General features: G+C 73.9%; 19 protein-coding genes. 10 read left to right on the plus strand and 9 right to left on the minus strand.

The genetic code is table 11. From position 1 onward, the window contains the following. Positions 1–51 precede the first annotated feature (51 nt). Positions 52–462, minus strand: a complete 411-nt coding sequence (locus ACFYPJ_RS01490) for a rodlin (protein WP_389008698.1) — start codon at positions 460–462, stop codon at positions 52–54. Positions 463–721: 259 nt separating this feature from the next. Here ACFYPJ_RS01490 and ACFYPJ_RS01495 point away from each other — a divergent pair, with 259 nt between their 5' ends. The 4 genes from ACFYPJ_RS01495 to ACFYPJ_RS01510 all read left to right on the plus strand — a co-directional run bounded on the left by ACFYPJ_RS01495 (position 722) and on the right by ACFYPJ_RS01510 (position 4,540). Continuing rightward, a complete protein-coding gene (locus ACFYPJ_RS01495; RefSeq protein WP_389008701.1) occupies positions 722–1,132 on the plus strand; it encodes a rodlin in 411 nt (136 codons plus the stop codon). Between the two features lie 266 nt (positions 1,133–1,398). Next, complete coding sequence (locus ACFYPJ_RS01500) at positions 1,399–1,650, plus strand: chaplin (RefSeq protein WP_389008704.1); 252 nt, start codon at positions 1,399–1,401, stop codon at positions 1,648–1,650. Positions 1,651–1,770: 120 nt separating this feature from the next. Beyond that, complete coding sequence (locus ACFYPJ_RS01505) at positions 1,771–3,033, plus strand: chaplin family protein (protein ID WP_389008707.1); 1,263 nt, start codon at positions 1,771–1,773, stop codon at positions 3,031–3,033. A 241-nt stretch (positions 3,034–3,274) separates the two neighbouring features. After that, a complete protein-coding gene (locus tag ACFYPJ_RS01510; protein WP_389008710.1) occupies positions 3,275–4,540 on the plus strand; it encodes a glycoside hydrolase family 26 protein in 1,266 nt (421 codons plus the stop codon). Here ACFYPJ_RS01510 and ACFYPJ_RS01515 read toward each other — a convergent pair. The 8 genes from ACFYPJ_RS01515 to ACFYPJ_RS01550 all read right to left on the minus strand — a co-directional run bounded on the left by ACFYPJ_RS01515 (position 4,508) and on the right by ACFYPJ_RS01550 (position 14,357). Then, a complete protein-coding gene (locus tag ACFYPJ_RS01515; RefSeq protein ID WP_389008713.1) occupies positions 4,508–5,710 on the minus strand; it encodes a GNAT family N-acetyltransferase in 1,203 nt (400 codons plus the stop codon). The genes ACFYPJ_RS01510 and ACFYPJ_RS01515 overlap by 33 nt on opposite strands. Beyond that, positions 5,707–6,369, minus strand: a complete 663-nt coding sequence (locus ACFYPJ_RS01520; RefSeq protein ID WP_389008716.1) for a lipopolysaccharide biosynthesis protein — start codon at positions 6,367–6,369, stop codon at positions 5,707–5,709. The genes ACFYPJ_RS01515 and ACFYPJ_RS01520 overlap by 4 nt, the downstream gene beginning before the upstream one ends. Next, entirely contained in the window at positions 6,366–7,538 is a 1,173-nt protein-coding gene (locus ACFYPJ_RS01525) for a glycosyltransferase (RefSeq protein ID WP_389008718.1), read from the minus strand. The genes ACFYPJ_RS01520 and ACFYPJ_RS01525 overlap by 4 nt, the downstream gene beginning before the upstream one ends. Continuing rightward, positions 7,535–8,227: a polysaccharide deacetylase family protein gene (locus tag ACFYPJ_RS01530; protein ID WP_389010076.1), complete on the minus strand. Its 693-nt coding sequence runs from the start codon at positions 8,225–8,227 to the stop codon at positions 7,535–7,537. Before ACFYPJ_RS01530 ends, ACFYPJ_RS01525 begins: the two co-directional genes overlap by 4 nt. A gap of 103 nt (positions 8,228–8,330) precedes the next feature. After that, entirely contained in the window at positions 8,331–10,259 is a 1,929-nt protein-coding gene (murJ, locus tag ACFYPJ_RS01535; RefSeq protein WP_389008721.1) for a murein biosynthesis integral membrane protein MurJ, read from the minus strand. Continuing rightward, positions 10,256–11,671 (minus strand): O-antigen ligase family protein, encoded by a 1,416-nt coding sequence (locus tag ACFYPJ_RS01540; RefSeq protein WP_389008723.1) that lies wholly within the window; start codon positions 11,669–11,671, stop codon positions 10,256–10,258. Before ACFYPJ_RS01540 ends, murJ begins: the two co-directional genes overlap by 4 nt. 2 nt (positions 11,672–11,673) lie before the next feature. Beyond that, the gene (locus ACFYPJ_RS01545) at positions 11,674–13,095 is read right to left on the minus strand and encodes a sugar transferase (RefSeq protein WP_389008726.1); all 1,422 of its coding nucleotides are present in this window, start codon (positions 13,093–13,095) and stop codon (positions 11,674–11,676) included. Further along, positions 13,092–14,357, minus strand: coding sequence for a glycosyltransferase family 4 protein (locus tag ACFYPJ_RS01550; protein WP_389008729.1), 1,266 nt, complete (start codon positions 14,355–14,357; stop codon positions 13,092–13,094). The genes ACFYPJ_RS01545 and ACFYPJ_RS01550 overlap by 4 nt, the downstream gene beginning before the upstream one ends. Positions 14,358–14,732: 375 nt before the next feature. Between ACFYPJ_RS01550 and ACFYPJ_RS01555 the strand changes: the two genes are divergently transcribed. The 6 genes from ACFYPJ_RS01555 (at position 14,733) to ACFYPJ_RS01580 (ending at position 18,363) form a co-directional block, all read left to right on the plus strand. Beyond that, on the plus strand, positions 14,733–14,972 hold the full coding sequence (locus tag ACFYPJ_RS01555; RefSeq protein WP_389008732.1) for a chaplin: 240 nt from the start codon (positions 14,733–14,735) through the stop codon (positions 14,970–14,972). A gap of 322 nt (positions 14,973–15,294) precedes the next feature. Continuing rightward, positions 15,295–15,585, plus strand: a complete 291-nt coding sequence (locus ACFYPJ_RS01560) for a hypothetical protein (protein ID WP_389008735.1) — start codon at positions 15,295–15,297, stop codon at positions 15,583–15,585. Between the two features lie 130 nt (positions 15,586–15,715). Beyond that, positions 15,716–16,216, plus strand: a complete 501-nt coding sequence (locus ACFYPJ_RS01565; RefSeq protein ID WP_389008737.1) for a DUF5949 family protein — start codon at positions 15,716–15,718, stop codon at positions 16,214–16,216. 151 nt (positions 16,217–16,367) lie between these two features. Beyond that, the gene (locus ACFYPJ_RS01570) at positions 16,368–16,877 is read left to right on the plus strand and encodes a hypothetical protein (protein WP_389008740.1); all 510 of its coding nucleotides are present in this window, start codon (positions 16,368–16,370) and stop codon (positions 16,875–16,877) included. A gap of 144 nt (positions 16,878–17,021) precedes the next feature. After that, positions 17,022–17,513 carry a tyrosinase family oxidase copper chaperone gene (locus ACFYPJ_RS01575; RefSeq protein WP_389008742.1) on the plus strand — a complete coding sequence of 164 codons (492 nt, stop codon included), beginning with the start codon at positions 17,022–17,024 and terminating at the stop codon, positions 17,511–17,513. After that, complete coding sequence (locus tag ACFYPJ_RS01580) at positions 17,497–18,363, plus strand: tyrosinase family protein (protein WP_389008745.1); 867 nt, start codon at positions 17,497–17,499, stop codon at positions 18,361–18,363. The genes ACFYPJ_RS01575 and ACFYPJ_RS01580 overlap by 17 nt, the downstream gene beginning before the upstream one ends. Positions 18,364–18,468 lie beyond the last annotated feature (105 nt).

The raw sequence follows: 18,468 nt of genomic DNA on the forward strand, positions 1-18,468 counted from the left end.
ATCCGGCGGCCCGTCGGGGAGAGCCCGGAAGAGGCCCGAGAGGTGGTCCGGTCAGTTGTTGCCGGTGCCGTTGCCCGAGAGGGCCGAGATGTCGTCCAGAAGGTGCGACAGCGGCTCGTCGCCCTTGGCCTGGGTCGAGTTCTCGACGCACTGCTGGTTCTGCGGCGAAGACAGGATCGGGATGTCCTGCACGGCGATCGGGACGAGACCGACGACGGAGCCGACGTTCGCCTTGGCCGGCAGGCCGATGCAGGGCTTGTTGAGCGAGCCCTGGATGAGAGCCATCTGCGGGCTCATGTTGCCGTAGGTGGCCGAGTTGCCGAACGCCTGCTGGGCGCCGTTGCCGCTCGCCGAGGTGGTGCCGTTGTCGTTGCCGATGGCCAGAGCCTGCGGGGCGGCGGTGGCCGTGATGCCGACGACGGAGGCGGCGACCGCGGCGGAGGCCAGAACCTTCTTGATCACTTGCGATTCCCTTCTGGAGAAACCCCGTCCACCGGAGTCCCCTGGTTCAACTGACGGGGGCCCGAATGGTTCCTGGTATTCACCCTGATGGTCGACAACCGCAGCACCGGGATTACCGCGCCGTGCCTGGAGAATCCGTCGCCGTGGCGACGCCGGGCGATCCGATCGGGTGACCTGCCGCAACCATTTGGTCCGGGGCGGGTTGACCGGGAGCAGGAACGTACGTCTTGGTCACTTGGGGCCAGGGAAGGAAAGTGAAATGCTGAAGAAGGCAATGGCCGTGGCAGCGGTCGCCGTGTCCGTCGTCGGTGCGTCGGCGGCGGTCGCCCCGCAGGCGCTTGCCATCGGCAACGACGCCGGGACCACCTCCGCGAGCGGCAACGGTGCCATCGACACGTTCGGCAACCAGGCGACCTACGGCAACCTGAGCCCGCAGTCGACCCTGGTGCAGAGCTCGCTGAACAAGCTGTGCGTCGGTCTGCCGCTCAAGGCGAACGTCGGCTCCGTCGTCGGCGCCGTCCCGATCGCCGCGCAGGACATCCCCGTCCTGTCCTCGCCGCAGAACCAGCAGTGCGCCGAGAACTCCACCCAGGCCAAGGGCGACGAGCCGCTGTCGCACGTCGTGGACGACATCTCGGCCCTCTCGGGCAACGGCGCCGGCAACAAGTGAGTCGACGGAATTCCGCCCGGGTCGCGTCGCGTTCAACGCACCGCGGTCCGGGCGGTTCCTTTTGATGAAACCCTTGTCAAATCGGCTTCCGCCGCTCAGGCGAATCGTTTCATCTCTTGTGTAAATGCCGTGAAGGCATTCGAGTGAATTTCCGAGCCTCGCGCGTTCCGTAGTTTCTTCGTCTGTCTATCCCTCGTTCTACAGCCTGCCGGTCATGGTGCGAGCCGTTCCTGCTGTGCTCGCGCGGTTTCGGCCGTCATAGAGGCATGACCGCAGAGAAGGGAAAGTTCATGAAGAAAAGCGCTGCCGTCGTCGCGGGCGCCATCCTGGCTCTGGGTGTTGCCGCCCCCGCCTTCGCGGACGCCGGTGCCGAGGGTGCCGCCGTCGGTTCCCCTGGTGTCGTGTCCGGCAACACCATCCAGGTCCCCGTGCAGCTGCCGATCAACCTGTGCGGCAACTCGATCGACATCGTCGCCCTGCTGGACCCGTCGTTCGGCAACACCTGCGCCGGCGACTGACGTCACCGACTTCACGTACCAGCCTCCGGGCTGTGCCACGGCCGGCCCCGGACCGTTGATCCTTGGGTTCTTCGTTCCGGGGCCGGCCTTCCCACTTCTTCAAGCAGGAAGACCACGACATTGCGACAGACCCTGAGCAGGGGAATGGTCGCGGCCGCGGCCGCGACGAGCATCCTGTCCCTGTACGGCAGCCCCGCGCTCGCCGACGCGGGCACGGACGGCGTCGCCAAGGGATCGCCCGGCGCGGCCGCCGGCAACAACGCCCAGGTGCCGGTGCACGTACCGGCGAACGCCTGCGGCAACACCGCCGAACTGATCGCCGCGCTCGACCCGGCGTTCGGCAACTCCTGTGCCAACGGCGCCGGTTCGCACGAACGCGCCACGAGCGAGGAGGGCGACAGGAGCGACAAGGGCGCCAAGGACGAGGCCGGCGACCAGAGCAGCGGGACGCGCGAGAAGACCGAGAAGACCGAGACGCACGCCCAGAGCGGGAAACACGCCGAGGGCACCACGAAGGACAAGGCCGACGAGGAGTACGGCGGCTCGTCCTACGGTCCGGATGACGAGCCGGGCTACGGCTCGACCGACGAGCCCGGTTACGGCTCGTCCGAGAAGCCTGGCTACGGTTCGGCGGACAAGTCCGGTTACGGTTCGTCCGACGGGCCTGGTTACGGCTCGTCCGGGAAGCCTGGTCATGGTTCGGATTACGGCGCGGATGATGACTCGGCCTACGGTTCGGGTGAGAAGCCTGGCTATGGCTCGTCCGAGAAGCCTGGTCACGGTTCGGATGACGAGCCTGGCTACGGCTCGTCCGAGGAGCCCGGTTACGGTTCGTCCGGGAAGCCTGGTTACGGTTCGGATGACGAGCCTGGCTACGGCTCGTCCGAGAAGCCTGGCTACGGTGCGTCCGAGAAGCCGGGATACGGCTCCGGCTCCTCGGCGTACGGGAAGGCGGAGGATTCGCCCGGGGTCGGTTCGGGCAACCACGTGCAGGTGCCCGTGGACCTTCCGGTGAACGCGTGCGGTGACACGGTCGACGTGGTCGGTCTGCTCAACCCCGCCTACGGCAATGACTGCGGGCACACCCCGCCGCCCACGAAGCCCCCCACCACGCCGCCGACGAAGCCGCCGACGACGCCTCCCACGAAGCCGCCGACGACGCCGCCGACGACTCCTCCCACCACCCCGCCCACCACGCCGCCGACGACGCCCCCCACGACGCCGCCGACGACTCCTCCCACCACCCCGCCCCCGGGTGGACCGCCGCCCTCCCTGCCGCACACCGGCAGCGAGGCGATGCTGGGGGCCTCGGCCGTCAGCGCCGCACTGCTGGCGGGTGGCACGATCCTGTTCCGACGAGGCCGAGCCGCGTCCCGTCGGTAGTGCGCCGGGTGCCGGACCTCGCCGTCCGGCACCCGCGCCCGACCTCCGCCACCCCCTTCCCCTCCCCGCGGGGGCGGCGCCCGCCCGGTTCAGCCGTGCGGCCGCCCGGCAGACCCGAAAGCCCTAACCGCACTGGCGGGACCCACCCGGATATGACTGAGTGTCAGTACACCGGTGGGACAGCTCCGACGCAGCCGCCGGCCGCACACGTCAGCCGAGTGCAGTGGAGGGAGGAGCGGGCATGGCTCCACGGCAAGGCAGGTTCCGGTCCGGGCGATGGGCCGTGGCCGCGGTGGCGGCCACCGCGTCGGTCGGGTTGGCTACCGGTTCCGGATTCGTGTCGGGGGAGGCGCGGGCGACGGATCCCCCCGTTTCCCCCCGGCCCGCTCCGGCCTTCGGTGCCTATCTCGACTACGGCCCGAGGGGCGTCGCCCGCATCGCCGAGCTGAGCCGCTGGCTGGGCGGCGCCGATCTGACCGTGGCCCACACCTATCTGCCCGGCGACCGCTGGAGCAACATCGAGGGCGCCCCCGGCTTCCTGGACGCCTGGGCGCAATGGCGGCGCGAGCGGGACGAGCGGACGTTCGTCCTCAACGTGCCCATGCTGGAGCGCAACGAGGACCACCTCTCCGACACGGAGGTACGGGGGCTGCTGCGGCAGGGCGCCGCCGGGGCGTTCGACGACCACTTCCGTGCCCTCGCCGAACGGTTGGTGGCGCTGCGGGTGCCGGACACGGTGATCGTGCTCGGCTGGGAGATGAACGGCACCACCTACTCCCATCGCTGCGGGCCCGACCCGCAGGCGTGGACGGCGTACTGGAACCGGATCGTCACCGCCATGCGCGCGGTGCCGGGGCAGAAGTTCCGGTTCGACTTCACGCCGAGCCGCGGCCGGGACGCCGTGCCCTGGACGCAGTGCTATCCCGGCGACGCCACGGTCGACGTCATCGGCATGGACTCCTACGACCAGCCGGTCGGGCTGTCCTTCGACGAACAGGTCAGTGAGCCCTACGGCCTCCAGCAGCAGGTGGACTTCGCGAAGGAGCACGGCAAGCCGATCTCGTACGCGGAGTGGGGGCTGTTCCGCAACGGCGACGATCCGGAGTACATGCGCCGCATGCTCGCCTGGATCGACGAGCACCGGCCGCTCTACAACACGCTGACCGACTACTGCCCGCACGGCGTGTGGCAGTGCTCGCAGAATCCGAGGGCCGCGGAGGTCTACCGGTCGGTCCTCTCCGGGCGGGTCGAGGAGCCGGCCACGCCGACCCCCACGCCCACGCCGATTCCAACGCCTCCCCTCACACCGACGCCCACGCCGCCCCCGCCCCCGACGCCGCCCGCCACGACGGTTCCCACGCCGGCCCCGAGCACGCCGACGGCACCGCCCTCGGCGGACTGCTCGCCGCTGGCGCTGGGCGACTGGGTCGAGCAGTGGCTCGGCGGGAAGGTGTGCCTCCGATTCGACCGGTGGTCACGCAATCGCCAGGCGCCGGCAGGGCCGTGAGGCGTCCTCGGCGGGCTGCCGGTGCGTGGTGGCCGGGCAGGCGGCTGCCCGCGCCTCCTCGGTGCGCTCCCGCCACCGGCGCAGTGCCTGGCCGGACCGCTGTCTGGCCGTCGTGCCGTACCGCGTCGCCGACAGCAGCGGCGCGGTGAGGCGGTGGGCGAGCAGCAGGCGCCGGTTGGCGACCGGTTCGGGGCGCCAGTGGTGTTTGTACGGCTCGTCGCCGCGCAGCAGGCTCAGCGAACCGCACCCGGCCGCCTGCTCGGCACAGGCGTCCAGCAGCATCACCGCCACGTCCGCCCTGCGCTCCCGCAGCCGCGGATGGGCGCCGTACAGATAGCCGCCGGCCAGGCTCCGCGACAGCAGGGTCAGGTCGACGGCCACCACCTCGCCGTCCAGCCGGAACTCGGTGACCACCGCGTCGCCCGAGCGCACCATCGGCCCCACCGCGCCCACCAGGTGCTCGGCGAACCGCGGCCGCAGGTGCTCGGCCGTCATCTTCCGGCCCTGCCACTGCAACCGGTGCAGCTCAAGGAGCCGGTGCAGCGCGGCGTCCGCCCCGTCCGGCCGTACCGCCTGCCGCTGGACGCCCAGCGCGGTCAGCTTGCGCAGTTTGGCCCGCGCCCGCTGGGCCTTGCCCGACGGCAGCCGGGCCAGCAGGTCGGCCATGGGAACGGCGGGCAGCTCCAGGCACAGCGAGTCCCGCAGCACCCGGCGCGGTCCCGGCCAGCTCGCATAGACGCGCTCCATCGCGCCGCCCGGCCGCACCTCCCGGAAATCGATCAGCGCCGTGCGGGCGGTCGCCGCGAGCGCCGCGGTGAGCGCGGCCGTGGGCAACCCGCCGACCGCGTCGGCGTCGTCGTCGATCAGTACGTCCCGGTAGTCGGAGACCGGCCCGCCCAGCGGCACCAGCGCGGGCAGCGGGCGGCGCATCAGCATCAGCGGCGCGGCGGCCACCAGTTCGCCGCCGGAGCGCACCAGCACCAGCCGCAGCCGGCCGGGCGTGCCGTACGACCGCCACCAGGAGTGCAGCCAGGCGTGACTCTGGAAGGGGGTCGCCGTCGCGCAGTGCCGGTACAGCCGCTCCCAGGCCGGGGCCAGTTCGGCGAAGACCTGTTCGTCGGTGTGGACCTCGGTCGTCAGCGCGGGTCGCGCCGTGTCGGTCACCGTCATCGCGGTGCCTGCACATCCGCGGCGACGGCCGGGCCGGGCACGGTCGCCGGGGGCGCGGGCTGCGGCTGGGTGCGCCGGGGCCGTACCAGCAGCGCCAGGCCGCCCAGCAGTCCGCCCGCGCTCGCCCCCACCAGCCCGGTCACCTCGGGGGAGGCCGAGGCCGGGGCGGTCGGCCGTACCGCGCGGGAGAACTGGAGGAGTTCCACGTGCGTGCTCGCCTTGGTGTCGGCGGCCCGCCGGATCATGGAGCGGGTCACGGCGTCCGCCATGTCGACGGCCAGGTCCGGGCGGACCGAACTGGCCGAAACGGCGACCATCGGCGCGTCCGGCGAGGTCGCCGTCCGCACGCTCGACTGCAGCGTACGGGCCGGTACCCCCGCCCACACCTGCGCGTCGGCGAGCACCGCGAGTTGTGTGGCGACCCGTCCGTAGACCTGCGCGAAGCCGAGTGCGGCGGCCGGGTCGGACTGCTCGGTGGGGACGGCGACGACATAGCTGGTGGCCGTGTACACGGGAGTCCTGAGCACGCCGTACGCGCCGCCGAGCAGACCGCCGGCGAGGGCGCAGGCCGCGAGCAGCGACCACGCGGGCAGCTTTCGCAGGCGGCCGGAGCGGGCCGGCCGGGCGGGCTGCAGCGGTCGGTTGGGGGTGTCGGTCATGGGGTGCCTGCTTCCTGGGGGGATCGGGATGACGGGACCTGGCCGGGCGTGGGCCGTCCGGCCAGCGCCGCCGCGTAGACCTCCATGAGGCGGGCGGCGCTGCGGGCGATGTCGTAGTGCCGGGCGGCGTCCGGGACCGTGCGGGGTACGGGGCCCGCGGCGCGGACGCCGGTGAGGGCGCGGGCGTACTCGGCGGCGTCGCCGCGCACGCGGCGGGCGTTCGGGGCGGCCGTCGGCGGCAGGTCCTCGATCGCCGGGCAGGAGGTGTAGAGCACGGGCAGCCCGGCCGCCAGCGCCTCGACGGCCGCGAGCCCGAACGCCTCCTCCGCGGACGGCGCGGCCAGCACGTCCATCGCCCAGGTGAGGCACGGCAGATCGGGACCGGGCGAGCCGTCGGGGGCGTACGGGCGCTCGCCGGTGAACAGCACCCGGTCCGCGACCCCGGCCGCCCGGGCGGCGGCCCGCAGCGCGCCCTGCTGGGCGCCGCCCCCGACCAGCAGCAGCCGGCAGTCCGCGGGGAGCAGGGCCAGGGCCCGGATCAGGACGTCGAACCGCTTGCCCGGGGTGAGCCGGCCGACACCGCCGACGACGTACGCGTCCTCGGGCAGGCCGAGCGCGGCCCGGGTGCGCAGCCGCCGCACCGGGTCGAAGCGGAAGCGGGCCGCGTCGATGCCGTTGGGCACGATCTCGATGCGCGGACCGGGCACGCCCCAGCGTTCCAGCCGCCCGGCGACCGTCGGGGAGACGGCGACCGTGGTACGGCCAAGACGCTCCCCGGCGAGATACAGCGCGCGGACCCCGGTGGTGAGCCGGCGGCCCTCGATCCGGGAGTCGCCCAAGGAGTGCTCGGTGGCGACGACCGTCCGCACCCCGGCGATCCGGGCGGCGATCCGGCCGTACAGGCAGGCGCGGTAGAGATGGGTGTGCACGAGGTCGTAACCGCCCCGGCGGATCTCCCGCACCAGGCGGGGCAGCGCGGTCAGGTCGCGGTTGCCCGCCATGCCGAGGTGCGCGACCCGCACCCCGTCGGCGGTCAGCGCGGCAGCGACCGGGCCGGGCTCGGTGAGCGTCAGTACGTCGCAGTCGACCGGCAACCGGCCCAGCAGCAGCCGCAGTTGCTGCTCGGCGCCGCCCATGCCGAGCCCGGTGATGACGTGCAGGACCTTCATCCCAGCCCCTGGACCGGGCGGCGGCGCAGCCGGTGCAGCCGGCGCTTGAGGAACAGGCGCGGCGCGGTGTCGCGCTGGCCGAGGTGGATCCGGGGCAGGGCGTGGACGCCGCTGAGCGGGCCGGGGTCGATGGCGCAGGCGTAGCCGTATCCGGCGTTCCGTACGGCGGCCACGGTCCGCCGGTCGACCGAGCCGTACGGGTAGCAGAACCCGTCGACGGGCCGGCCGGTCAGCTCGGCCAGCAGGGCGCGGCTGTCGGCGGCCTCGGCGCGCAGCGTGCCGGCGTCCGCCGCGGTCAGGTCGACATGGGCCAGTCCGTGCGAACCGATCTCCACGCCCTCGTCCGCCGCCCGGCGGACACCGTCCGCGCTCAGCAGCGGCTTGCGCGGGCCGAGCGGATCCCAGTCGTTGTCGCCACCGAGCCGGCCGGCCAGGACGAACAGGGTGGCGTTGCAGCCCCAGCGGCGCAGTACGGGCAGGGCGTGGGCGAGGAAGTCGGCGTAGCCGTCGTCGAAGGTGAGCCCCACCAGGCCGGGTTCCGCGCCGCGGGCGCGGGCGGCCAGCAACTCGGCCATGGACACGCCCCGCAGCCCGCGCCTGCGCAGCCAGCGGAGCTGCCGGTCCAGACGGGCCGGGGTGACGGTGATGCGGTACGGGTCGTCCGAGCAGTCGCCCACCGAGTGGTACATCGCCACCCATGGCACCGGGCCCGGCCGGGCGGCCGCGGGGGCGGGGGAGGGAACGGTGGAGGAGGTGGTGGAGGTGGTGGAGGGGACGGCGAGAGCGGTGTGCTCAACGGAAGAGACCATGCGTGAGCCTTTGCGTGACGGTGCGTACAGAGCGGAGCGCGGGCGTGCAGCCCTCGGCGCCGAGGGCGTAGCAGAGCAGGACGAACACGGCGGCCGTCGTCGTGGCGCCGAGGGCCAGGCCGGCCGGAGCCGTCCGGGCCAGGTGCGCGGCCGACGCGCCCGCCACGGTCGCGACCACGGCCGCCCGCAGCGGCCGGCTCAGCTCGCCCAGCACCCGCCGGGTGCGGATCGGTACGGCGCGGGCCGCACGACCTTCGCGGCCCGCGCCGTGCGGACCTGTGCCGCGCAGCCCGTACAGCAGCAGCGCGGCGGTGGCAGTGATGCCGGCGGCGTTGCCCGCCGCGATCCCGGTGACACCCCAGACGCCCACGCTCAGGGCGCTGATCCAGGAGGTCACGACGATGCCGGCGGCCATCGCGCCGGCCGGGTACCAGGTGGCGCGGCCCGCCGAGAAGTACGAGCGGACCAGCGCGCCGACCAGGGTCTGGCCGAGCAGCCCGAGCGCGTACACCCGCATCACGTCCGCCGTCGCCGCGGTGTCCCGTGCGGTGAACGCGCCCCGCTGGAAGAGGAGTTCGACGATCTGCGGGGCGCACGCCACCACCACGGCGCCGCCCAGCAGCACCAGGCAGGCGGCCAGCGCCAGATCGCGTTCCACCCGGGTGCGGGCCCGCTCGGTGTCACCCTCGGCCAGCGCCCGCGCCACCACCGGGAAGGTGACCGTGCACAGCATCAGCGAGAGCGTCATCGGGATCTGGGCCACCTTCTGGGCGTAGTTCAGGTGCGAGATGGCGCCCGGCGACAGGTGGGAGGCGAGGAACCGCTCGATGAGCACCTGGGACTGCCGGCACAGGGCGAACAGCAGCACGGTGGCGATCAGGGTCAGGCTCATGGGGTGGGGATTGTCCACGGCGGTGGACTGGGCGGATTCGGTGGATCCGGGGGAATCTGTGGATTCGGCGGATCCGGTGGGCCCGCTCGGACTGGTGGGCCCGGTGGACTCGGCGGACTCGGCCGTTCGAGCGCTGCCGTCCGTCATGCGGTGCCCTCGCAACTGCCGCCACAGCGAAGGCAGTTGTACGACGACCATCAGGCAGCCGCCGAGCGCCACGCCGGCCGCCGCGGAGCGCACGCCCCAGCTGCCGCCCAGGAGGAACATCGCCGCGACGATGCCCAGGTTGTAGACGACGTAGATCGCCGCGGGCGCCACGAAGCGACGGTGCGCCCGCAGCGCAGCGCTGCAGTACCCGGCGAGCCCGAAGCTGAACGCGCAGGTCGCGGTGGACCGGGTGCAGTCGACGGCGAGGCCGGGATCCGGCAGCCCCGGGGCCAGCGCCTCGACGAACTGCGGCGCGGCGCCGGCGATCAGCGCGGAGACGGCGGCGAAGGCCAGCGACAGACGCGGGAGCGTACTGGCGAGAAGGGCGCGCACCGGGTCGCCCGGGACACCCTCCGCCCGCCGGGCCAGCGCCACGCTGAACGCCGGTACCAGGGCGAAGGCCAGCCCGTCCTCGATGAGCAGCGTCGCCGCGAACTCCGGCACGGTCCAGGCGACCAGGAAGGCGTCGGTGTCCTGGCCCGCGCCGAACAGCCGGGCCAGCGACTGGTCCCGGACCAGCCCGAACAGCGCCCCGGCGATCGACAACGCGGCCGTCACCAGCGTGGCCCTGGCGAGAAAACGCTGCGAGACCGGGGCGGGGTGGGTGCCGATACCTGACGTGGCGGCTGGTTGGGGTGGTGCGGCCGGTCGGGTCGTGCCGGTATCGGAAGTGGCGGCTGGTTGGGGTGGTGCGGCCGGTCGGGTGTCGGCATCGCACGGGGCGTCCGCCTGGGAGCGGGCGGGCGGTACGGCCTGTGTGGTGCCGGGCCGCGCGTCGTGGGCCCGCGGGCTTCCGGAGGAGGACGCGTTCACCTGCCCGCGCCCTCCCCGTCGCCGACGCTGCCTGCGCGGGCGGCGGGCCCGCCGCCGTCGGCCGGCGTGCCGCCGCCCAGCAGGGCCCACCAGCCCGCCAGACCCAGGACCACGGCGGTCAGGACCGTCGAGGAGCCGCCGATGTCGGCGTACCCGAAGTCGGTCAGCTGCCAGACCAGCAGCCCACAGGCGACGAGTCCGCACTCCCCGGCCGCCGTGTGCCGCGCACCCGGCCCGGCGGCGGCCCGGGTGCGCCACATCCTCCGCAGCGCGCACGCCAGCAGCGCCAGCCAGCTGCCCGCGAGGGCCAGCAGCCCGGTCAGGCCCTGCTCGGCGAGGACCAGGAGATACATGTTGTGCGGGGACAGCAGCGGCTGCTTGCGGTACGCGGCGCCCGCGCCCTCGGTGTCGCTGCCGGCGGAGAGCGCGAGTGAGGCATGGCCGTCCCGGTACTCGGGGAAGGACTTCAGCCCCACGCCGGTCAGCGGGTGTTCGCGCCACATCGAGACCGCGGCGGCCCACATGGTGTACCGGTCGACCACCGACTGGTCGGGCGAGTCGGCGACCTGCGTGATGGAGCTGACCCGTTCGTCCAGCAGTGCCGTGCCCACTCCGAAGCCGCCCACCAGGATCACGCCCGCCGCGAGCACGGCCGCCGCCACCGTCAGCGCCCGCCGCAGCCCCGCCGCCACCAGTTGCACGGCACAGGCCACCGCCGTCGCGATCCAGGCGCCCCGGCTGAAGGACAGGGCGAGCGGCACCAGCAGTGCGACCGCGCACCCGGCGGCGAGAACCCGCCGGTGCGCGGCGGACCGTCCGAGGGCCAGGCCGACCGCGCAGACCACGCCGAAGGACACCACGGTCGCCATGCCCATCACGTCCTGCGCCCCGAACGTGCCCACCGCCCGGATGTCCTCGCCCCGGTAGGAGGCGCCGGTCCCGGTGACGTACTGGTGCACCCCGAGCGCGCCCTGCCAGCCGGCCAGGCCCACGAACGACCAGGCCAGCAGCGTGAAGTCGCGGCGGTCGCGGAGCAGCAGCAGGATGGCCGCCGGGACGAGGACGAAGATCTGGAGATAGCGGCCGAGCCCGGAGAGCCCGGCGCCCGGCGAGGCGGCGCCCGTCGCGGCGAGCGCGAGGCCGACGACGGGCAGGCCCAGTACCACGGCGGCCGGTACGGACAGCGGGCGGCGCCGGTGCCGGAGCAGGCGCAACGCGCAGTGGGCGACGACCAGCGCGGAGACCACGTCGGCCGGTCCCGCGCCACCGCCGTCCGCGGTGGCCGACGGCAGCGCGAGCAGGGCCGGGACCGCGAGCACCGGAAGCACCGGCAGCAGGTGCAGCCACGGGGAGGGCCGGCGGGCCGGTGGCCGTGCGGTCCGGACGGCCGGCAGCGGGAGGGTACGGGTCATCGTCAGCTCCCGGTGGACCGTACGAGTGCGGCCGCGGTGCGCAGCAGGATGCAGACGTCCTGCCACAGCGACCAGTTGTCGATGTACGCGTTGTCGAAGCGGGCCCGGTCCTCGATCGAGGTGTCGCCGCGCAGCCCGTTGATCTGGGCGAGCCCGGTGATGCCGGTCCGCATCCGGTGGCGGGCCGCGTAACCGGGGTACGTCTGGCTGAACTGGGTGACGAAAAAGGGGCGCTCGGGGCGCGGGCCGACCAGGCTCATGTCGCCGCGCAGCACGTTCCACAGCTGGAGCAGCTCGTCCATCGATGTGCACCGCAGGAAGCGGCAGAAGCGGCTCATCTCGGGCTCGCCCGCCACGCTCCAGCGGGTGGCCGCCTCGTGCTCGTCGGCCGGGCGGTGGGTACGGAACTTCAGCAGCGTGAAGGGGCGCCCGTCCTGGCCGATGCGTTCCTGACGGAAGACCACACCGGGCCCGCCGATGATCCTGAGCGTCGCGGCGCAGCCCAGCAGCACCGGTCCGGCCAGCACCAGCAGGATGCCGGACACCAGCACGTCCAGCGCCCGCTTGACCGCGCTGCCGCGCCGCCGGACGCCCACCTCCAGCCGGCGGCAGGAGAACCCGGCGAGCTGGTCACGGGTCTCGTACGCCGGTGATTCGGCGTCCACCTCCCACACCGCGCAGCCCGACTCGGCGAGCGCCCGCAGCAGCGGTCCCTGCGCGGTGCGCACCGCGGGGTCGACGGTGAGCACGGTCCGTACGCCGTCGCGGACCAGGGCCCGTTTCACCTCGGTGCCGGTGGTGAGCACGGGCAGCCCGCCGGTGCCGCCGATGTCCTCGGCCACGACACCCACCGGCCGTACTCCGCACCGCGGATGGCGCAGCAGCCCGGCGGCCACCCGCTGCGCAGTCGCCGCCGGGCCGACGAGCAGCGCGGGGCACGGGCGGCGCAGCAGCGCCCGGTGCCGGTGTCCGCGTACGAGGCCGCGGCCCGCGCAGCACGCGGCCGCGTGCAGCGCCCAGCCGAGCAGCAGACCGTACGGGGACAGCGCGCGGTCGGGCGCGTACGCCGCCAGGAGAGCGGCCAGGCCCAGCCAGACGACCGCGATCCGGCCGCAGACGGCGGGCAGTTCGTCGAGGACGCCGGGCACCGGACGGTCGGCGCCCGGTCGCAGCAGCAGCGTCGCGGACATCAGCAGGGCCGCCAGTACCGGGCGGTGGTCGGCCGGGCCGAGCGTGCAGGCGGCCGGCAGGGCGGCGGCCAGGTCGGCGGTGAGCAGGGGCAGCGGGGACGGGCCGGGTGCGGGCGGCCGGTGCACGGGGAACCGGAAGCCGTCGGCCGGGCGCGGTGGCAGGACCGTGACGGCCGAGTACCCGTGGTCGCGCGGCTGCGCGCCGGGGGAGGGGACGGTGCTTTCGGCGGTCACGGGCGGCTGGACTCCCTGCACTGGGACGGCACGGCGGGTGCCGTGCCGAGGAGTTCGCGGTACAGGTCCGTGACCGCCTCGGCGGTGTGCCGTACGTCGTGGGTGGTCAGGACGTGGCGGCGGCCACGGGAACCGAGCGCCGTGCGCAGCGCCGGGTCGAGCAGCAGGGCGGTGACGGACGCGGCGAGCGCCGCCGGGCTGCGGGGCGGGACGAGGCAGTGTGCGGCGAGGCCGGGCGGCAGGCATTCGCGGGCGCCGTCGACGTCCGTGAGCAGCACCGGCCGGCCGCAGGCCATCGCCTCCAGCGGGGCCAGCGCCATGCCCTCCCAGCGGGAGGGCAGGACCACGAGGTCGGCGGCCCGGTACCAGGGGGCGGCGTCGGTGACGGCGCCCGCGAACGTCACCGCCGGCGGGGCGCCGGCCCGCAGCCGCTCCCGGTCGGGTCCGTCGCCGACCAGCACGAGCCGGGCGCCCGGCACATGTCGTACGACGGTGTCCCACGCCCGGAGCAGGACGTCCTGCCCCTTCTGCGGGCACAGCCGTCCCACGCAGACCACCAGCGGGGCCGCCGGGTCCGTGACCGGGGCGGGGGCGGTGGCCCGGGCGGGCGTGGGCGGGCGATGCGGGTGCGGGGACGGGGGCGCAAGGGCGAGCGCGGTCGCGGTGGCGACCTGGGAAACGGTGGCCGGCGAGGCGGCCGTGGCTCCGGGCGGCTCCGGGCTGAAACGCAGCGGGTCGACGCCGTTGGGGATGACGCACCAGTGCGCGCGGATCCCGGCGCGGGTGCCGGTGGCGCGTTCCGCCTCGCTCACGCACAGCACCCGGGTCGCCCAATGCGCTCCCCACCGTTCCCATTTCAGCGCCAGCGCCGCGGTGACCCCGTCGACCGCCTCGAACGACCAGGCGTGCGGCTGGAAGACCGTCGGGATCCGGCCGCGCACCGCGAGCCGTCCGGCGAGCCCGGCCTTGGCGCTGTGCGCGTGCACCAGATCGGGCCGTACCCGTGCCACCAGCCGGCCGAGCCGGTGCACCTCGCCGGCCAGCCCGGGGCCCGGCGACCGGGTCGCTCGCCAGAGCCGTACGTCGGCGCCCAGTTCCCGTGCTCCGGCGGCCAGTTCACCGCCGGGGCAGCCGACCGTGACCCGCAGGCCGGCCGCGAGCTGGGCGCGCGTCAGGTCCAGTACGACGCGGGCCACTCCGCCGTCGGCGGGCTGGGCGAGGTGGAGGACCCGGAACCGAGGGTCGGTTGCTGAGTGATGCATACGCGGGATTCCTCGCTCACGGGGGACGCTCGGGACCGCGGGCGGGAACGCGCCGGGGCGGACCAGAGGCGTCAGAGGTCAGAGAGGGGCGGAGGTGAGAGGGGGGAGGACATAGGGGAGGAGGTCGGACCAAGGGCGCGGCAACGCTGCAAGGCAGGTGTGATTTGATGGCTTATAGAGGTGTTTGAATAGTTCCGCAACTCTAGCTGCTATCCGTATTAATCCAGACGAATATGACAAGTGTGTCGGAATCGTGAAGGTTGTCCTATATCGGAGATCACTCCACTGGCGGCACAACTCGGGCACACGCGGCGCGTTGACACAGCGCCGGGCAGCCGCCCGGATGTTTGTGTCGATCCCAAGGAGCACTTCTCCATGTCGCGTATCGCGAAGGGCTTCGCCCTGACCACTGCGGCCGTCGCGGCCGTCGCCGGTGGCGCCGGTGTGGCCGCCGCCGACAGTGACGCGCACGGCGCCGCCGCCCACTCCCCGGGCGTGCTGTCGGGCAATGTCGTCGAGGCCCCGGTCCACGTGCCGCTCAACCTTTGCGGCGACACCGTCGACATCATCGCCCTGCTGAACCCGGCGTTCGGCGGAACCTGCGCCAACGACTGACGGGACGGCAGATCCCCCTCGCCGGCCGTCCTCCCGCGGCTCACCGCGGAAGGGCGGCCGGTTCGCGTTCCCCCTGACGGGGCACCACCCTGCCGGCCGGCATCACCGGCCCGGCCGCCGTGGCCGCCGACTCGTCCCGGGAGCGCACCACGCGGCGTCCCGTGCTCCCGTTCCCGGCGCCGACACGGTCCTCGCCCCTGCCCCCGGTCACGTCGGGGATCTCATATGTCTTCCGCGCACGGGGTTTCCGCCCCGGCCGGACCTCGTTGAGCACGGCGTCAGATTTTCCCGAGGTGACGTGAGTTGCCGAGAAAGGAACACGATGAAGTCCCTGAAGGCTGCCGCTGTCGTTGCCGGTTCCGTGGCCCTCGCGGGCGTCGCCGCGCCCGCGTTCGCCCACAACGCCGCCGACCTCACGCCCACCAGCCTCAACGGCGCCGTCAACACACTCACCAAGGGTCCCCTCACCGTGGACGACGCGATGCCGCTCCAGCACCAGTCGAACGTGCTCAACACCGAGAAGAAGGGCTCCCCGCTCAACGCGGTGAAGGGCGCGGCCGGCGCGGTCAACCAGCACAACCCGCTGCTGGGCGGTCTGCCGCTGCAGAGCTGAACCGCTTCGTCCAGAGCCGTTCGAGGGACGCCGGGAGGCGTCCCTCGTTCGGGTGACGGCCCCCGCGTCAATGCGCCGGTCGGGTGAGAAGACGCCGGGCGGTGCACGGGGCCGTCGGTAGGGTCGCGCGGTGACCTCAACCCCAAGTGAAACCCGCCCGTTCCGCCCGGCCGAGCTGGGCACGCTCGTCGTACTCGCCTGGAGCGGCGAGGCCGCCGACGGATCCGACATGCCGTACCTGCTGGCGTACTCCCTGGGGGACGCCGAGGGCGGCGCGGACGTGACGTCCGCTGCGGTCGAGCGGCTGCTGGAGAACAACGGACTCCCGGTCGGCGGCGACCTCGTGGACGGCACCGCCAAGCCCAGCCTGCCCGCCACCCTGCTCGTACAGTCCGGCCAGGCCGTCGTCACCCTGCCGCCGCTCAACGCCCAGTGCCCCGCCCCGCCGGAGTGGCTCGCCGCCGTCGCCGAACGCGGCTACGCCTACCTGGTGTTCACCACCCGCGCCTGGCCCGAGGCGCAGCCCGGCCTGACCCTGACCCCCGAACAACTGGCGGCCTTCGTAGGTGCGGAGGAGACCCTGACCGCAGCCGCGCACGTCGTCCTCCCGGCCCGCAGCCTGCGCACCTGACGCGTCGGCCGGCGGTGCCGCGGTCCGCCGCCGGACGTCCGACCAGCTGACTAATGCTGCACGCGGGCGATTCTTGCACTCCGGGCGTTTTCGGCTCGTTACGCGGTACGGACGTCGATTCACGCGAAGCCTGAAAGGGACCGTACCTGACATGAAGTCGACCACCCGAGGAACCCTTGCCGCCGTCGCCACGGGCGTCGCGGCCGCCGTGGGGGCCGCCACCCCCGCCGCCGCGGTCGGCACGGTCCCCGTCCCGGTGCCGCTGGACGGGGTGGAGAAGTCCCTCCACGTGCCGATGCCGAAGCTCGGCGCCGAACTGCCGATGCTGATTCCGGGAGCGCCCGAAGGACCCCAGTACGTCGAGGGGCGGCTCCTCCCGGCCCGTACCGTGCCCCGGTTGCCCGTCGGCGGCAGCCTGCCCGGCGCCGGCCTTCAGGCCCCCCTGCCGAAGGCCCTGGGCGGCTTCGACCAGGTGCGGGCCGACGCGCCTGCCTCCGGCATCCGGGCGCTGGCCCCCGGACTGTCCGCCGACGCCCCGCTCACCGCGCCGAACGCCGGCGCCTTCGGGCTGCCGGGCCCCAAGCTCCCCCAGGCCGGTGTCCTCGCCCCGGCCCTGAAGGGGGGCCCGACCGCGGACCTGGGCCTGGGCTCCCGTCGCTGACCGGCGCAACCGCTGCCCTCGGCCGGCCGACGCATGTGCTCCGCCCGGCCGGTGTCGTGCCTGCGTACGGCTGATGCGGCGGTGACCGCCGACACCCTTTGACGGTTACCGGTGCGGACACCGAAACCGTACGAGGAGTGAGCCATGGTCGTCAGTGCCGACGGAGTACCGGTGGGTGCGGAGCGGTCGAGCGGGAGCCGGGAGAGAACCGATCCGCCGGAACGGACGCGGCGGGAGGCCGGGCGGGTTCTGCTCGGCACCGCCGCGGCCCTCGCGCTGACCCCGCTCGTCGCGGCCTCCCGCCCGGCGTGGCCCGCGGGCGCGTCCGCGGGCCACGCCTTCGACGAGACCTACCAGGGGCGCCGCATCCGGGGCGCCCCGATCCCCGCCGAGCGCTCCGTCGGCGACGCGACCTGGCTGGTCACCGTGGACGGTCACCCGCTGCATCTGATGCGGCGTGCGGACGGCACCTGGCTGACCGTGGTCGACCACTACAGCTCGTACCCGACCCCGCTGGCGGCGACCCGCGCCGCCGTCGACGAACTCGGCCCCGGCCAGGGCCTGCGCGACCTGGCCCCGGGCCCGGTCGGCGGGGGACACCCGCACGCGGGAGGGCTGCATGGCGTACGTGCGTAAGGACGTGAGCACCCTGACCCGCGCCGAGCGGCGGCGGTTCACGGGTGCCCTGCTGGAGATCAAGCGGACCGGCGAGTACGACGAGTTCGTGCGCACGCACGTCGAGTTCTTCGTCGGGGACGGCGACGCGGGCCTGCGTGCCGCGCACATGACGCCCTCGTTCCTGCCCTGGCACCGCCGCTTCCTGCTGGACCTGGAGAGCGCCCTGCGCCGGGTCGACTCGTCGGTGACGGTCCCGTACTGGGACTGGACCAGGAGCCGCGGCGTGACCTCCGTGCCGTGGACCGAGGACCTGCTCGGCGGCAACGGACGCCGTTCCGACCGGCGGGTGACCACCGGCCCGTTCGCCCACGGCGGGGGCCGCTGGACCCTCCGGGAGGGCATCACCGACGGGGAGTACCTCACCCGGGACCTGGGCCGCTCCCGCGATCCGATCCAACTGCCCACCGCCGCCGACCTGAAGTGGGCGCTCGACGACCCCGTCTACGACGTCTCGCCCTGGAACTCGACGGTCACCCAGGGCTTCCGCAACAAGCTGGAGGGATGGGGCACCGGCCGGGGCAGCGTCTCCTGGCTCAACCACAACCGGGTGCACCGCTGGGTCGGCGGCGCCATGCTCAGCGCCGCCTCCGTCAACGACCCCGTCTTCTGGCTCCATCACGCCTTCGTCGACCTCCAGTGGTACCGCTGGCAGCAGCGCCATCGCAGCCACCGCTACCTGCCGGCCGAGCCGCCGGGGCCGGGCAGCCGGCAGCGCGGCCGGATCGTCGCCCGGCACGAGAAGCTGCCGCCGTGGGACGTCACACCGGACGAGTTGGAGGACGTGAGCCGGATCTACCGGTACGCCTGACCGCGTCCCGAACACGGGAGTGGCCCCGCGGGGCCCCCCGGGCCCCCCCCGGGTCCCACGCCCGGTCAGGTGCCGGAGCCCAAACCCCCCACGCCGTCGCCCGCC

The organism is Streptomyces sp. NPDC006012 (genome assembly GCF_042871185.1).
Lineage (GTDB): Bacteria > Actinomycetota > Actinomycetes > Streptomycetales > Streptomycetaceae > Streptomyces.

Coding starts and splice junctions, on each gene's coding strand:
- ACFYPJ_RS01495 (WP_389008701.1), top strand. CDS start 722: ATGCTGAAGAAGGCAATGGCCGTGGCAGCGGTCGCCGTGTCCGTCGTC.
- ACFYPJ_RS01500 (WP_389008704.1), top strand. CDS start 1,399: ATGACCGCAGAGAAGGGAAAGTTCATGAAGAAAAGCGCTGCCGTCGTC.
- ACFYPJ_RS01510 (WP_389008710.1), top strand. CDS start 3,275: ATGGCTCCACGGCAAGGCAGGTTCCGGTCCGGGCGATGGGCCGTGGCC.
- ACFYPJ_RS01515 (WP_389008713.1), bottom strand. CDS start 5,710: ATGACGGTGACCGACACGGCGCGACCCGCGCTGACGACCGAGGTCCAC.
- ACFYPJ_RS01520 (WP_389008716.1), bottom strand. CDS start 6,369: ATGACCGACACCCCCAACCGACCGCTGCAGCCCGCCCGGCCGGCCCGC.
- ACFYPJ_RS01525 (WP_389008718.1), bottom strand. CDS start 7,538: ATGAAGGTCCTGCACGTCATCACCGGGCTCGGCATGGGCGGCGCCGAG.
- ACFYPJ_RS01530 (WP_389010076.1), bottom strand. CDS start 8,227: ATGTACCACTCGGTGGGCGACTGCTCGGACGACCCGTACCGCATCACC.
- ACFYPJ_RS01540 (WP_389008723.1), bottom strand. CDS start 11,671: ATGACCCGTACCCTCCCGCTGCCGGCCGTCCGGACCGCACGGCCACCG.
- ACFYPJ_RS01550 (WP_389008729.1), bottom strand. CDS start 14,357: ATGCATCACTCAGCAACCGACCCTCGGTTCCGGGTCCTCCACCTCGCC.
- ACFYPJ_RS01555 (WP_389008732.1), top strand. CDS start 14,733: ATGTCGCGTATCGCGAAGGGCTTCGCCCTGACCACTGCGGCCGTCGCG.
- ACFYPJ_RS01560 (WP_389008735.1), top strand. CDS start 15,295: ATGAAGTCCCTGAAGGCTGCCGCTGTCGTTGCCGGTTCCGTGGCCCTC.
- ACFYPJ_RS01570 (WP_389008740.1), top strand. CDS start 16,368: ATGAAGTCGACCACCCGAGGAACCCTTGCCGCCGTCGCCACGGGCGTC.
- ACFYPJ_RS01575 (WP_389008742.1), top strand. CDS start 17,022: ATGGTCGTCAGTGCCGACGGAGTACCGGTGGGTGCGGAGCGGTCGAGC.
- ACFYPJ_RS01580 (WP_389008745.1), top strand. CDS start 17,497: ATGGCGTACGTGCGTAAGGACGTGAGCACCCTGACCCGCGCCGAGCGG.